General features: G+C 26.4%; 13 protein-coding genes. 4 read left to right on the top strand and 9 right to left on the bottom strand.

Translation table 11 applies throughout. From position 1 onward, the window contains the following. Window positions 1–297: 297 nt before the first annotated feature. Window positions 298–738 (top strand): heat shock protein Hsp18, encoded by a 441-nt coding sequence (hsp18, locus tag ACYUEW_RS14225; protein ID WP_003486120.1) that lies wholly within the window; start codon window positions 298–300, stop codon window positions 736–738. Between the two features lie 183 nt (window positions 739–921). On the opposite strand, the gene ACYUEW_RS14220 is transcribed toward hsp18, so the two are convergent. After that, the gene (locus ACYUEW_RS14220) at window positions 922–1,557 is read right to left on the bottom strand and encodes a class I SAM-dependent methyltransferase (RefSeq protein ID WP_045516394.1); all 636 of its coding nucleotides are present in this window, start codon (window positions 1,555–1,557) and stop codon (window positions 922–924) included. A 315-nt stretch (window positions 1,558–1,872) separates the two neighbouring features. Continuing rightward, the gene (locus tag ACYUEW_RS14215; protein ID WP_003486123.1) at window positions 1,873–2,823 is read right to left on the bottom strand and encodes a DUF1002 domain-containing protein; all 951 of its coding nucleotides are present in this window, start codon (window positions 2,821–2,823) and stop codon (window positions 1,873–1,875) included. 290 nt (window positions 2,824–3,113) lie between these two features. Here ACYUEW_RS14215 and ACYUEW_RS14210 point away from each other — a divergent pair, with 290 nt between their 5' ends. Beyond that, window positions 3,114–3,701 (top strand): 3'-5' exonuclease, encoded by a 588-nt coding sequence (locus tag ACYUEW_RS14210; RefSeq protein ID WP_043031903.1) that lies wholly within the window; start codon window positions 3,114–3,116, stop codon window positions 3,699–3,701. Between the two features lie 380 nt (window positions 3,702–4,081). On the opposite strand, the gene ACYUEW_RS14205 is transcribed toward ACYUEW_RS14210, so the two are convergent. From ACYUEW_RS14205 to ACYUEW_RS14185, 5 genes are all read right to left on the bottom strand, one after another. Then, the gene (locus ACYUEW_RS14205) at window positions 4,082–5,764 is read right to left on the bottom strand and encodes an ABC transporter ATP-binding protein (RefSeq protein ID WP_460276997.1); all 1,683 of its coding nucleotides are present in this window, start codon (window positions 5,762–5,764) and stop codon (window positions 4,082–4,084) included. Between the two features lie 30 nt (window positions 5,765–5,794). Continuing rightward, entirely contained in the window at window positions 5,795–6,616 is an 822-nt protein-coding gene (locus ACYUEW_RS14200) for an ABC transporter permease (protein WP_460276995.1), read from the bottom strand. A gap of 3 nt (window positions 6,617–6,619) precedes the next feature. Then, window positions 6,620–7,594 (bottom strand): ABC transporter permease, encoded by a 975-nt coding sequence (locus tag ACYUEW_RS14195; RefSeq protein ID WP_265204024.1) that lies wholly within the window; start codon window positions 7,592–7,594, stop codon window positions 6,620–6,622. A 14-nt stretch (window positions 7,595–7,608) separates the two neighbouring features. Continuing rightward, window positions 7,609–9,204 (bottom strand): ABC transporter substrate-binding protein, encoded by a 1,596-nt coding sequence (locus tag ACYUEW_RS14190; protein WP_265204023.1) that lies wholly within the window; start codon window positions 9,202–9,204, stop codon window positions 7,609–7,611. Window positions 9,205–9,346: 142 nt separating this feature from the next. Beyond that, the gene (locus tag ACYUEW_RS14185; protein WP_003486137.1) at window positions 9,347–9,871 is read right to left on the bottom strand and encodes an FmdE family protein; all 525 of its coding nucleotides are present in this window, start codon (window positions 9,869–9,871) and stop codon (window positions 9,347–9,349) included. A 587-nt stretch (window positions 9,872–10,458) separates the two neighbouring features. On the opposite strand from ACYUEW_RS14185, the gene tsaA reads away from it, so the two are divergent. Further along, window positions 10,459–10,863 carry a tRNA (N6-threonylcarbamoyladenosine(37)-N6)-methyltransferase TrmO gene (gene tsaA / locus ACYUEW_RS14180; RefSeq protein ID WP_460276992.1) on the top strand — a complete coding sequence of 135 codons (405 nt, stop codon included), beginning with the start codon at window positions 10,459–10,461 and terminating at the stop codon, window positions 10,861–10,863. 79 nt (window positions 10,864–10,942) lie between these two features. On the opposite strand, the gene ACYUEW_RS14175 is transcribed toward tsaA, so the two are convergent. Together ACYUEW_RS14175 and ACYUEW_RS14170 are read right to left on the bottom strand one after the other, a co-directional pair. Beyond that, window positions 10,943–11,167, bottom strand: a complete 225-nt coding sequence (locus tag ACYUEW_RS14175; protein WP_003486142.1) for a ribokinase — start codon at window positions 11,165–11,167, stop codon at window positions 10,943–10,945. A 1-nt stretch (window position 11,168) separates the two neighbouring features. Further along, window positions 11,169–14,402, bottom strand: coding sequence for an SNF2 helicase associated domain-containing protein (locus tag ACYUEW_RS14170; protein ID WP_460276990.1), 3,234 nt, complete (start codon window positions 14,400–14,402; stop codon window positions 11,169–11,171). Between the two features lie 346 nt (window positions 14,403–14,748). Between ACYUEW_RS14170 and ACYUEW_RS14165 the strand changes: the two genes are divergently transcribed. Continuing rightward, complete coding sequence (locus tag ACYUEW_RS14165; protein WP_003486145.1) at window positions 14,749–15,300, top strand: hypothetical protein; 552 nt, start codon at window positions 14,749–14,751, stop codon at window positions 15,298–15,300. Window positions 15,301–15,411: the final 111 nt, after the last annotated feature.

Below are 15,411 nucleotides of genomic sequence, written 5' to 3'. Positions count from 1 at the left end.
TCTGACATAAGCTTAATACTTCCCCTCCATGATTGTCAAGAATAATTTTTTTACCGTATACTTCTAAATTACTACTTGTATTTAAATTATATAAAATTTACTTAACATTGAAATTAGATTAAAAATATTAATTTATATTTAAAAAACCTTTATTTTAAAAATTTATGTAATCTTCACTTAAAATTTTTTAATATAGATAAATAAATCTTTATTTTTCAGACTTTGACTTTCTTTGACTTTAGATTTATCATATACATATAAACTTAATAATATTAATTAACAAGGAGGAGTTAAAGAATGTTTGATATGATACCTTTTAGAAAAAACAGTATAAACAAAAAAGATGACTTCTTTTCACCATTTTTAGATACTTTCTTTAATGATGAGCTCTTTTCACTAATGACTAACTTACAGGGTAACTTCAAAGTGGATTTAAAGGAAACAGATGAAAATTATTTAATAGAAGCAGATCTACCTGGAGTAAAAAAAGAAGATATAGCAGTAGAATTTGTAAATAATTATCTTACAATTACTGCAAAAAAAGATTCTTCTATAGAAAATAAAAAAGAAAATTTTGTTAGACAAGAAAGATATTATGGAGAATTTAACAGAAGTTTCTATATAGATAATGTGGATGAAAATAATATAGAGGCTTCCTTTGAAGATGGGGTTTTAAAAATTAATTTACCTAAATTAGATAAAGAAAATTTAAATAGGAAAAGGATCGATATTCAGTAAAAATATAAACAGCCTCTTGCAATTAATCATAAAATGATAGGTTATTTTTATAATAACAAGTATAACTAAAGGAGTGCTATAAAAAGTACTCCTTTACACTTATATATACGATTTGTAATATAGAAAAGAAACCTTCTCATACTATACATAATAAACAGTAAAAAAGCTATCTTATCTCGTTTTTTATTTTTCTCCCATTGCACATAACCAATTTTTCTCTTCTAAGGTTTCTATGGATATCTTCTTATATCCCGCTTTTTCTAATAAGTTTTTTATATAATTCACACTATATATTTTCATACCTGGTACTTTTTTTAGATATTCTTCATTTCTTTCTTTAAATTTTTTACTGGTATAACTGGCATTTACTATAATAAATTTTCCTGAAGGTTTTAATACTCTTCTTACTTCTTTAAAACTATCTAATAAATTTGGCCAAAAGTATGTAGTTTCTACTGCAGATATAATATCAAATTTATCATCTTCAAAGGGCATTTTATCTACACTACCATGAATAATCTCTACTTTCCCCTTTTCTATTAAATCTTTGTTATATTTTTTAGAAAAATTTACACAATCTAAAGAATAGTCCATACCAAAAACTTTTCCTTCTGGAACTTTATTAGAAAGTCTATTTACAGTTCTTCCTCCTCCACAACCTATATCTAATATGATATTACTATCTTTTGCTTTAAGTTTATCAAGTCCCCAAGTAGTTACTTCAAAGTGTTCTTTATTCATACTTTTTGCAATAAATTTACCCATCATTCCTTTAGGTCTTCTAAATTGTCCATAAAATTTATTTATTAAATTTTTCATAGTGTACTCCTTTCTATAAAAAAATTGTATTTTTACAATAATCAAGTAATTTTCAGATTCCCATAGTAGAATATTAAAAGATGCAGAAATTTTAAAAGCTAGAAAAGAAGGCATGTGGACTTATTATAGTATCACCAATAATAAAATTTTAGATATTATATCTATGATTGAAAATTTAAAATAAATTTTTTAAATACACTTTAAATATTAACAGCCCCTATTCACTTATAGAGGCTGTTTTATAATTTTACAAAATAAAAGTAATCTAAAAATTTAACTTCTATATTTTATATATATTTTTAAGTTACAAATAAATTATATTCTTAAATTATTGTAATTTATATCTTGAACTTTTGTTAAGTTAAAAGATGTAGTTTTTTCTTCTTTATCAGTACCAAAAATATTATCGAAGAAATCTCTAATCCCTTTCCATATTTTTCCAAAGAAACCTTTCGCTTCTTCACTAGTTACAACATCTTTTAATTTATTGCTAACCTGATTTAGCTGATCTTTTATTTGTTTAAAATCTAAATCTAATCCATTTATCTTATCCATTAAAGCTGTTATTTTTTGCATGTCTTCATCACTTAATTTATAATCATACTTATTAGTTGCATCTTTTACTATATTTTTTATTTCTTTTTCTGTTTTTGGTTTTTCCTTAACAACCTCTTTTTTAACTTCATTTATTAAGTTAGCTGCTTCATCTTGTCCTATTTTTTCTCCTAGGTTACCAGTAACCACCATTTCTTCATTGGCTACTTTCTTCTTCTCTTCATCTATTTTTTTACCGCCTTTACTACTTTCAAATCCCTTTAATATACCTGTAAGAGCCGCTGTACCAGATACGTTAAAAGGTGATCCTACTTTAACATTGGCATTTTCTACTCCTGCTGTTATTAAAGCATTTCTAATCATACTCTCAGTAACCCAATATATATTATGGGTAGATATGTTTAATCCACCTTTGTCTGTAGGTTCCACATAGGCACAAGATATAGATTTCGTTCCTATTTGTTTTCTTGTAGCCACCCCAGCTAAATACTTATCTTCTTCTTCTTTGTTAACTTCCATTACATTAGCTTCTTTTCTAGTTACTCCAAAATATTTAAGCATTTCTTCCTTTTGTTCATTAGTTAAATCTGCTCCTAATGTGACAACTTTAAAAGCATCTGCATAAACTTTATTGGCCGAAGAAGCAGATATTATTAAAGAAAAAGTAAACACTAAAACTAATAATTTACTAATCACTGTTTTGCATTTCATATTTTCAGTCTCCTTTATACTTTATGTGTAGTGATATATAAATCTATACTGTTAATTTCATAAATAGGATAGATTTATATTATCATCATATATTATACTACATATCCAAGTATAAAAAAGTATAAATATAGTTACAAATTACTTATAATTTTATTAACTTTTTATTATAAATTAAGATTAATTTTAGACTTTATTGGAAAATTCATATATTATATAATTAAGCAAAGTTTAATTATATAGTATTTATGACTATTTAAGTTACAGACTTATGTATAAAGGAGATTTGTTTTATGAAAAAAATTTTTATAGATACAGAAACTACAGGTTTAGAACCTGGTGAAATTATACAACTTACTTATTGTGTTTGTGATATAAACTCAAAGGGAGAGGAAAGAGTTTCCTTTTCTAAAAACTTCTTTTTTGATGTAGATTATATTGAAGAGTCTGCGGAAGCCATTCATGGTTTTAGTGTAGAAAAATTAAAAATTTTATCTAATGGTAAAAAATTTAAAGATTTAGCTTCAGAAATTAGCTCTGATTTAAAGGATGGAATATTTATAGCTCATAATGTTAATTTTGATAGAAAATTTGTTACTGCTGAATTTAATAGATTAGATGATATAAATTGGATTCCTAAAGAATTCTTTTGTACCATGGAATATTTTAAACCTATTGTTAAAGCAACCACTAGAACGGGCAAACTAAAAAAACCTAGACTAGAAGAAACTGTTGATTTTTTAAACATAGATAAAAAAGTAGTTCTAAAGGGAGCTAAAAAACTTTTTAATTGTGATGATGTTGGATTTCATGATGCTAGATATGATGTAGCTGCTCTTGTATCTTGTTATTATAGAGCTAAAAAATTAGGATACTCTTAATTAAGTTAACTCGTACTTTTCAAATAACTCTGAAATAAAATTTTAAGGGATACAGGTTATTTAGTATCCCTTAAAGTTTATTGATAATAAAAATATTTTCCCCTTTATTAGTGATCTAGTAAGTTGGACTTAACTTTCCTTAAAAGCTTCTCATAGAATATATAGCCAAACAAGCCACCTAGTGTATTCAATATTACATCATTTCATTTATATCAACAGTTCTTATACTTCCCCAATAAATTGCTATATATTGAAAACATTCAATAAATAAAGATGTAAAGAACAAATAGTCAATGTAATTTTAAAATTTCTAAACATTTTCCTTAATAAAGGTAAAAAAATTGATAATGCTATTAAAAGCGCTATATTTCCCATAATATTTAGCATATTAATCTTTTAGTACAAATATTTTTAGGATTATTTAAAACCTCCAAAACGGAACCAGCTTCTACAATTTCACCCTTACTCATAACTAATATTTTATCTGAAATCTTCTTAGCTAAATTTATATCATGGGTTATATAGAGCATAGAAAATCCATTTAAGTTTTGCAATTGCTTTAATAGTCTTAATATATTAGCCTTAGTGGATGGATCTAACATAGAACTTATTTCATCTGCTATTAAAAGAGTAGGTTCCATTATAAGTGCCCTTGCTATTGATACCCTTTGTCTTTGCCCTCCACTTAATTCATTACATTTTTTATTTACAAAGGATTTTTCTGTAGATAATTGTACTTTCTTTAAAACTTGTAAAGCTTTATTATTTCGCTCTTCAACTGATCCATCTTTTATTATATCCAAAGGTTCTCTTATAGCCTCCATTATAGTAAAGGAACTATTGATAGCAGACATAGGATCTTGGAATATAATTTGTATACCAAATTTTCTTGAAGTAAATTTATTACCTTCTAACTTTTCATTATTAAAATATACCTGACCTTCATCTGGCTTTAATATTCCAGATAGTATGTTTGCTAAAGTACTTTTACCAGAACCAGATTCACCTATTAAAGATACTATTTCACCACTTCTTATGTTTATATCACAATAATTTACCGCGGAAACTTTTTTATATTTAGTTTTATAAACTTTTTTTAATGAATGTGCTGTAAGTAAATTTACTATTCCACCTTTATTACAGCATATCTTTCTCCTATCTGATATTTCAGATAGATTAGGCTTTTTTTCTCTACACAAAATACCTCTTTGAACACATCTACCATAAAAAGCGCATCCTTTTTCTTCCGAAACTTCCTCATTAGGTATTCCCCATAAATCTCCAAAAGGATTTATTTCTATAGAAGAATTTATTATACCTCTGGTATAGGTATGCATCGGATTATTTATTATTTCTTTTGTGTACCCCTCTTCTAATAGGTTTCCCTTATATATAACCTCTAATTTTGTTGTTAATTTATCTATAACATATAGATCATGAGATATTACTATCATTGTCATATTATTTTTATTTTGCAATGCCTTTAAAAGCTTTATTACTTCATTTTTACTTATGTTATCTAAAGCACTAGTAGGCTCATCTACTATTAAAACTTCTGGCTCACAAGCTAATGCCATAGCTATAAGAACTTTTTGTCTCATTCCCCCGGATAAATTATGAGCATATTCTTCTCCGATATCTTCACTTAGTCCTACCATTTTCAATAGATTTTTTACTTTATTTAAAGCTTCTTTTTTATCAATATGTGAGTGTTTATAAATAGTTTCTAATATTTGTTCCTTTATATTTAAAACTGGATTTAATACTTCTGAACTATTTTGAAAAACTAGAGCTATTTTATCCCATCTATATTCATCTTTTTCTTCATCTTTTAACTTAAGTATATTTTTATATTTGTATATAATCTCACCCTGTACTTTAGAATTTGCTTTTAAAAGTCCCATTATAGCCATAGCTATAGATGTTTTACCGCTACCAGATTCTCCTATAACCCCTATGTTTTCTCCTATTTTTAATGTAAAAGAAACATTATCTACTGCTTTATATAACTTTTCATTTTCATAATAAACAGATAAATCTCTTACTGTTAACAAGTCTTCCAATAAAATTCCCTCCAATTGATATGTAATATATTAAAAATTTTCTATCTCTTTTCCTATAAAAGCAAAGGATAGTACCAAAATAATAATAGAAAGTAAAGGTGCTGTAATCCACCATTTCCAATAATTCGTAAAGTATATACCATCAAAATCTATGGCATGATTTAAAATCATTCCCCAACTTTTAGAAACAGGATCTCCTAATCCTAAAAAAGATAAGGAGGATTCTGCTATTATTGCTTTACTTATTATTTTTACCATACTAATGCTCACTAAGGGGAAAATCTGAGGTAATATGTGCTTTCTTAATATATGAAAAAAGTTTGCCCCACAACTTTTAGCGAATTCTATATAGTTTTCACCTTTTATAGATATAACCTTAGATCTTATTATTCTAGCAGGTCCTACCCAAGAAAATATACTTAATACTATTATTACATTTTTTAAATTAGGTCCAAAAAAAGCAGCAAGAACTATCATAACAGGAAGCTGTGGTAATACTAACATTAAATCTGTAAATCTCATTAAAAATTTATCAACTAATCCTCCATAATAACCTGAAATTATTCCTACAAAACTACCAAAAGCACCAGCTAAAATAGCTGTAGATATACCTAAAGTTATACTTATTCTTCCTCCATAACAAATTTGTGACCATATATCTATCCCTAAATCATCTGTACCTAAAATATGCTCTATTGAGGGAGGAATTAAGGAACTGGCACTAGGAATATTATAAGGATACTTACATAACAGGGGACATAAAATAGCTATACTTATAAAAATAAGTGCAACTAAAAAGGATAATTTACCCATACCAGAACATTTTTTAAAAATTTTACAATACTTTTTCATACGCTATCTCACCCTTGGATCTAATTTTTTGTAAAACATATCTGAAATCAAATTCATAAAAATAACCATAAAAGTAACTATTAAAAATATGCCTTGTATAAGAGGATAATCTCTTACACAAACTGCTTCTTTCATAAGTTTTCCAAGTCCAGGATAATTAAATACATTTTCAACTAATATAGCTCCCCCTACTATAGATCCTAAACTTAAAAATACTTTGGTTATTATAGGTAAAATAGAATTCCTAAGGATATGTTTAAATATAACTGTTTTGCTGCCAAGTCCTTTACTCTTTGCGGTTTTTATGTATTCTTTAGATATAACAGAAATAGCACTACTTCTTGCTACAAGATAAAACTCTCCTAACTTAGATATAGTTAACGTTATAATTGGTAATGCTGCATGATAAATTATATCTAGAAATTTATCCCCAAGGGAACTATAATCTTTAAAATCTGTTACAGCTCCAGAAAGAGGAAACAAATTTAATTTTCCTGCTAAAATAAATAAAAAAACTATACCTAATAAAAAACCAGGTATTTCAGATAAAGTCATAAAAAAGCCATATAATATCTTATCTAATCCTTTATTTTGATTAAAAGCTGATAATGTTCCTATAAGAGTACCTAATACAAAGCTTATAAATATAGAACTAATAACCAGCATAAAAGTCCACTTAAATCTAGCTTTCACTATATTTTTAACAGTATCATTGTAATAAATACTATATCCTAAATTACCTTTGCATAAGTTTTGAATGTAAGCTAAATATTGATTGCTTAAAGGTTTATCTAATCCATAATAGGCTTTATACTTTTCTATCTGTTCTTCTGAATAAGCTGATATTTCTGTTCCATTGTCTCCAGATAATATAACAAAAGGGTCCCCAGGCATAAGCCTAGGGATAAAAAAATTTAATGTAAGTATAATTACTATAGTAACCACATACTCTAGAATCTTTATAAACTTACTATTCATAATATCAACTTCCCTTATTTCCTTTGTAAGTAAGTTAATTTACTATGAGATACCACAAAGTGATCATACATATTCATATATCCATCATATTTATCAGTTTTGTGCACTGATATAGAAGATGTATTTATAATAGGTATCATAGGTATTTCTTCCGCTATTTTTTCTTGAAGCTGAAATACTATTTCTTTTCTCTTATCTGGATTCATTTCCTGCATTTGTTTCATACAAAGTTTATCTATTTCTTCATTTCTATATCCTGGTATACCATTTATAACACTGCCACCGCTTTTATCATTATTTGATTTGTAAAGTTCTCTTAAAACATCAGCATCTTTGCCCCAACCACCATGTTCAGTTATTATAGTTTCATAGTTTCCTGACTTTACCGCTGCATCTCTACTCTTCATATCCATACTTTTAATATTAACTTTTATTCCTGCTTTTTCTAATTGTAATTTTAAAAGTTCTGCCATTCTTAAATTATCCTTTTTATTTGAAACAATAATTTGGAAATTTATATTTTTTTCTTTTAAAAGTTCTTTAGCCTTTTCTACATTATAATCATATTTTTTTATATCTTTGTTATACCATATATGTTCCTTTGGTATATAAGCTGCACTTCCTTCTGTTCCTATTCCTCTCATAACTTTATCTATTATTTCTTTTTCATTTATAGCATAGGCTATGGCTTGTCTTACATTTCTATCTTTAAATTCTGGATTTCTATCCATATTTAAACATAATCTATACCCAAAGAAATTATGTCCCTTTATCAATTTATATTCTTTGTTATTTTCATATTTTTTAGCTATATCTGGTTTAACACTTTCTACTAAATCTATATCCCCTTTTTCAAAAGCAAGTATAGGATCACTTACTGGAATAAATTCTATAGTTTTAACATTTTGTTTTGGTCCCCAATAATCTTTAAAAGCAGTAAATTTATAAGAACCTCTTTCTTTATTATAATCCTCTAACATGTATGGACCACAACCTATAAAAGCTTCCTTACCATCAAATTTTTTAGGATCCTCTACCTTTTCCCAAATATGTTTTGGTATTATTCTAGTAGTTCCTAAGTTTTCTAAAGAAGCTGCATTTACTGTATTAACTGTTATTTTGATATAGTTATCTTTGAGCACTTCTACCTTATCTATAAAACATTTTTTACCTATGTATATACTTTTGCTTACTGGTGGATGTTTTTTGTAATAATCAAAGGTAAATTTAACATCCTCTGGAGTAAAATTCTTCCCATCTTGCCATTTTACTCCCTCCCTTATTTTAAACAAATATTCCTTACCATTGTTTTTTATCTCCCATTTTTCTGCAAGCCATGGTATAATTCCCTTTTCATCCTTTTCTATAAGAGAATCATATATTAAATTAGTCTTAGACGTTCCTGGACCTCTAGGATATGTTCTATATGGATTTGGTTCTCCCCAATCTCCCCCTTCTAATTTAAGGCTTACATCTCTTTTTTTTGTTTTATTATTTGCATTTGTAGTTTCTTTTGCTTTTTTATCTCCTCCACAACCTGTAAACAAAAAGCTTATAGCTATTAGCATTGTAAATACTAACAACATACTCTTTTTAGATAACCTTTTCATATTAGCCCTCCTACATTACTATAAACAATCTCATATTAATCTGTATTTATTTTTTAACTAAATAATACAATCTATTATTCCTGTTAAAAAAATTTATTATTAAATACTATACTTATCTTATTATTGACTTTACAAAATAGATCTAAAGAACCCTTGAATATTCTTTAAAACAATCAGAGCAAACCATTTTTCCATCCATTATTCTTATTCTATGTTCTGCGGTACTTTCTTTACAGATTTCACAGGTAATGTTTTTAAATAATTTAGCTCTTTCTGGTAAGGAGTAACTAGGTTCTTTGAATTGGAAAAGTTCCTTATAATCTTCATTTAATATGTAATTCATATATTCATTTCTATCTTCCCTTTTTTCCTTAGGACTAAATATTATTCTTATTGCCTCCCCATTTTTTCTATTAAAAAAAGAGAAAGCCATCTTTCCAGAATCCTTATGAATAATATTACCTTTTCCTAAGGAGCAACCTAATAACACTTGTATTGCATCTACTCCACAGGCATCATTTTCTGTAACACAAACTATTTCTTCATCCTCTGAAAATTTTATATTCATAGTTTCTATAGCTGCCTCTGCAGCTTTGTAGCCTATGGCTAGCCCAGGACAAGAATGCCCATGAAAATTTGTGCATTTTTCCCATAATCCTTCTTTCATTTTTATACCTCCAAAAATATTATTATTTACTAATTGAGCACTTTACTTCGTTAAAAACACAATATAAATGAACATATTGTGTTTTACTTTGAAGGTGCCATATAAAAATAGATTTGATTTTATATTTGTGGTATAAAAATTAACTCTATTTTATATAGCCCCTTTTAATCATGAAAATTCTCAATTATCCCATAAATACTTAATAGCAATTAATATGCCAAGAACATAAATAATAGTAAATGTGCATTTGCCAATAAAATCATTAAATTTATTCTCAAAATGACACTTCTTTTGTTTCATTTTGATATTTTTATCACTTTGATACATTTTTATCTTATTTTTCCTAAATTTCGTCATATTTCTTTATTTTTTCTTATTTATATTTTATACTATACTTAATAAAAACATTATTAACTTTTGTACAGTTTCCTTAATAAGAAATGTAACTATATATACCACGATTAACATTAATTATTATTCTCAAGAGTATTTTAAATACCTGTAGCTAAATATTTATCTAATAGACTTATGGAAAAAAGTCTATTAGAATTGTTAATTGTAAAATTTATTGAAAAGGAGAATGAAGTATGGATCCAATAAACTTAAAGCCTATTGGATATGTAAAATCGCCCTTTAAAAGTCTTGAAGAAATACCTCCTCAAAGTATTTATGCAAAGGATGAAAAAGCTACAATAGAAATAAAAGAAGATTTGGTAGATGGGTTAAAAGATTTAGACAAAAATTCGCATATAATAATTCTTTTTTATTTTAATAAATCTAAAGATTTTAATCTTATAACAAAAACTCCTTGGAGTGATGAAAAGAAAGGTGTTTTTTCTACTAGATCACCTAAAAGGCCTAATGCTATAGGCTTATCTATAGTAAAACTAATAGAAATAAATAATAATAAAATAATAATTGAAGGGGTGGATATGTTAGATGGCACCCCTGTATTAGATATAAAACCCTATTCAGACAAACTAAATCCTTAATTAGATAAAAGATTTCATATTCGTTATAATAACGAATATGAAATCTTTATCTAACAATAACTTTTTTTATTGATCTTCTTTATATATACTTTCTACTACTTCTAAGTATAGATGGCTGTGCTCCTTTTCTTTGTACTGCAATGGCTGAAACCTTATTCCCAAATTTAACAGCTTCTAATAAGGATTTAAGCATAATATTCTCTGAATTTATTTTTGTACTTAATGCACCTATAAAACTATCTGCTACTGCTTGATTGGCACCCTTTCCCCCAGGTATTTTTTCAAAGGAGTTGCATAAAAACATCTTAAAATTTTAAAAGTTCTTCAATTTCCTCCTCTGCCATATTGGATAAAAGAACTTCCTCTCCTAGATTTTTATCTATTACCTTATCTATAATTTCTTTCTTTTTTTGTTGTATTTTATATATTTTTTCTTCTATAGTTCCTTTAGCAATAAGTCTTATAACCTCTACAGTTTTCTTTTGACCTATTCTATGGGCTCTATCTGAAGCTTGGTCTTCTACTGCTGGATTCCACCAAGGATCAAAGTGAATCACTATATCTGCTGAGGTTAAATTTAACCCTGTTCCACCTGCCTTTAATGAAATTAAGAATATGTCCCCCTTACCATTATTAAAGTCTTTAACTAAACTTCCCCTTACATTAGCCTTTGTACTACCATCTAAATATAAATAGTTTATATTATTTGCTTTAAAAACTTCTGATATATTTTTTAATACAGAGGTAAACTGAGAAAACAATAATATCTTATGCCCCTCATTTATATTACTATTTACAATATCTAAAAGGGTTTCTATTTTTCCGTTACTCCCCTCATAATTTTCTATAAAAGTAGATGGATCACAACATATTTGTCTAAGCCTTGTAATTATAGATAATATTTTAATTTTGCTTTTATTAAATCCCCTTTCTTTTATTTCTTTATAAAATTCTTCTTTTGCACTTTCTGCAAAGGATGCATATACTTTTTTCTGCTCTTCTGTCATGCTAACTATTATATTATGTTCAATTTTAGGTGGTAGTTCTTTTATTACATGTTTTTTTAATCTTCTAAGAATAAAGGGTTTTATATGATTATTTAGCTCTCTTAAAGCTTCTTCATTTTTATCTTTAACAATGGGAGATTCATATTTAGCATAAAATCTTCTATAATTTAAAAGGTATCCTGGCATTATAAAGTCAAAAATGGACCAAAGCTCTGTTAGCGAATTCTCTATAGGCGTTCCTGTTAATGCAAAATAGTTATTAGCTTTTATACTTTTTACACTCTGAGCATTTAAAGATTGAGGATTTTTTATGTTTTGTGCTTCATCTAAAAAACAATATCTAAATTTAACTTTTTCATATTTATCAATATCTCTTCTTATAAGAGCATAGGAAGTTATAACTACATCTGATGCGTCTATAGCTTTTATATTTTCTTCTCTAGAATCTTTATCCCCTGATACTAGCGTACATTTTAAATCAGGTTGAAATTTCTTTATTTCATCTTCCCAATTATAAACTAGAGAAGTTGGGCAAACTACTAAAGAAGGCATAGGTTTATTCTTATTTTCCTCCACCTCGGATTTTATAAAAGCTATAGTTTGAAGGGTTTTACCAAGTCCCATTTCATCTGCTAATATTCCTCCAAACCCACAACTTGCTAAGGTTTTAAACCATTTAAATCCAAACCTCTGATAGGGTCTCATTATGGATTGAAGATTTTTAGGGACCTCATAATCTATATCCTTTATATCCCTTATGCTATTTACTAATTCTTTAAATTTCTTATTTCTCTCTACAAAATATATTTCTTTTTCTTTAAGAGAATTATCTATGTAAACTGCATTAAATTTTGGAAGGGTTACAACATCCTTTTTAAAATCTGAAGCTTTTATATTTAAATAATCTATTATACTGCCCATATTCAAAATTTCATCATTATTTAAAGGTATAAAGCCCCCATTTTTTAATCTGTAATACTTTTTCTTTTGTTTTACTGCATTAAATATATTAAAAAGCTCTTTTTTATCTACTCCTTCTATACTAAAACTAAATTCTAAAAGGTCTTCATTATTAAGTCTAACATTGGATTTATAACTAGAAGAATTATATACTTTTATGTTTTTAAATCCTTCTGAATAATATACTTCTGCACACTGCTGAAGTTCTTCCATACCCTGTACTAGAAAATCTAAAAGTTTTTCTTCCTCTTCAAGTTCATAACACTCCACCATTTTTTTAAAAGAAAATCTCTCTAATAAATTAGTGATCGCTTTTTCTTCTTCTATATTTCTAACTAGAACTTTATGGTCTAATCTATTATTATATTGAAAAGGGTTTAGTTTAACATCACCATATGTAAATATTATATCTACTGTTACTTTATCATCTTTTTTATCAAAATAAACAGTGCTTATTAATTCCTCCTCATAAAATCTTTTTTTAAATTCTTCTTCAATATATAAAGTTTTACTTATTTTCTTTAAGGATGGAATCACATAAGAGGCTATATCTTCACTAAAACTTTCGTCAAAGCTTATCCCTATCCCATCTTCTTTAGTAAAACCTTTAACAAATCCTTTATATAGATTAATTTGTTCTGAGGAAGGCTCATAAATTTTATCATTATAAAAAAAATATTCTTTAGTAATGGTACGAGGTAAACAACCTGTCTGTTTTAAAACTAATTTATCCTTTTCCTTTTGAAGACTAAATTCTAAAGGGAAATCCTCCCTTACAATGGAAACCCCTTTAAAATTTTCACCATCTAATTTTAATTCTATGGTATCTTTATCTATTATATTAAAAAATCCTTTAATCATAGTTTCTGAAATATAAGCTTTTTTACCATTTAAAAATGAACTTATATTTGAAAAATTTATATTTTTTGCAAGTTGGTCATATTCATATACTTCTAATAACATATTTATTATTTTTTCATCTTTTTCCGTAAATCTATGTACATATGGATTGAAAATAAAATTCTTTCCAAAAGCTAATTCATGTTTTTTTGTAATAGCTTCTAAAAATCCTCTCATATTTTTTACTACATAAAATTTATCCTCCCCCAACTTAAGTTCTAGTGATATATATCTCTCATTTGGTGTACTATCTATACATAGTTTATAACTTACAGATAAATTTTTGGGCTTTGTATCTATAGTTACTTCCTTTAAAAAATTTTCCTTTATTACCTCTATGAAGTCCCTTTTTCTTCTTTTTTCGCTTTCTTTTAAGATTATATCTTTTTCATTTATATATTTAATAAGAGTGGCTACAGAATGTTTGCAATTTATTCCCCAATATTTACATTCACAATTACTACTTATATAGGTACCACCCCTTAAAACTTTTATAGATACCTCATAGAAATCTTTACCTAAAGAAGATCTTACCCTAGATCTAATATTTAAATCACCATTTTTCTCATATGCTTCTATATATTCTACTTGATTATTAATATAACAATTCAATCCTCTTTCATAGATTTTTTCTCCTGCAGCTATTCTAAGGTCTTTATTTGTAATATTCACAAAAATCTTCTCCTTAAATATGTTTAAAACTTTTTATTTATATAAGTATTATACCACCTAGAAAACTTATATAAAATAATCTTACTTACCATTAAAAATAATCTTATTTCAAAAATACATATAATACTCATATTAATTTCACAATTATTGTAAATCATTATACTATTTTAGTATAATAATATTTTTTACAATAATTTTCTTTAATTTTATTTACATATTTTCTAGACACATAAAAAAAGACATATTAAAATAATACTTATAGAATAAAAAATACTGACATCTATAATAAGCTAGAAAATTATTTTATATTATAATTTTTTATCTATTCTTTTAAAGGAGAGTTGCTATGAAAAAATACAAACAAATATATATCGTCCTATCATTGACAGGTTCAAATTTTGGACATCTTATAAAGTTTTATACAAAGGAGCCTTACTCCCATGTTTCCTTAGCTTTTGATAAAGAATTAAAGGAAATGTATAGTTTTGGTAGGAAATATCCTAATAACCCCTTCATAGCAGGGTTCGTTAAAGAATCTTTGGACAAGGGTGCATTTCTTAAGTTTAAAAATGCTGAATGTACCATATATTCCTTAGATATTACGGAAAGTAACTATTATAAGTTAAAAGAAATAATTGAAAATTTTAAAGAGGAAAGTGATAAATATAGTTATAACCTTCTAGGTATATTAGGCCTAATAATTGGTTATCCATTAGAAACAAAGTATAAATATTTTTGTTCTCAATTTGTTTCTCATGTACTTATGGAATCCGGTGTACAATTATTTAATAAACCTCCTGGTCTTACAACTCCTCAAGATTTTAGAATATATGAAAATAAAAAAATTATATATAGCGGAAAGCTTAACGAATATAATAATTATGCTTACACCCTTTAGCAGAAAATAAACTATATTTTCAAAATTATAAAATAAGAAATATTGTAAATATGTTTTTTTAATATAGAGATTTTTTATAAAAATAAAATCCCTATTCAGTTATGACTTTGA

Source organism: Clostridium sp. CTA-1, from assembly GCF_054768215.1.
Note: the sequence above shows the minus strand (reverse complement) of the source record. Positions and strands in the feature narration are given on the sequence as shown.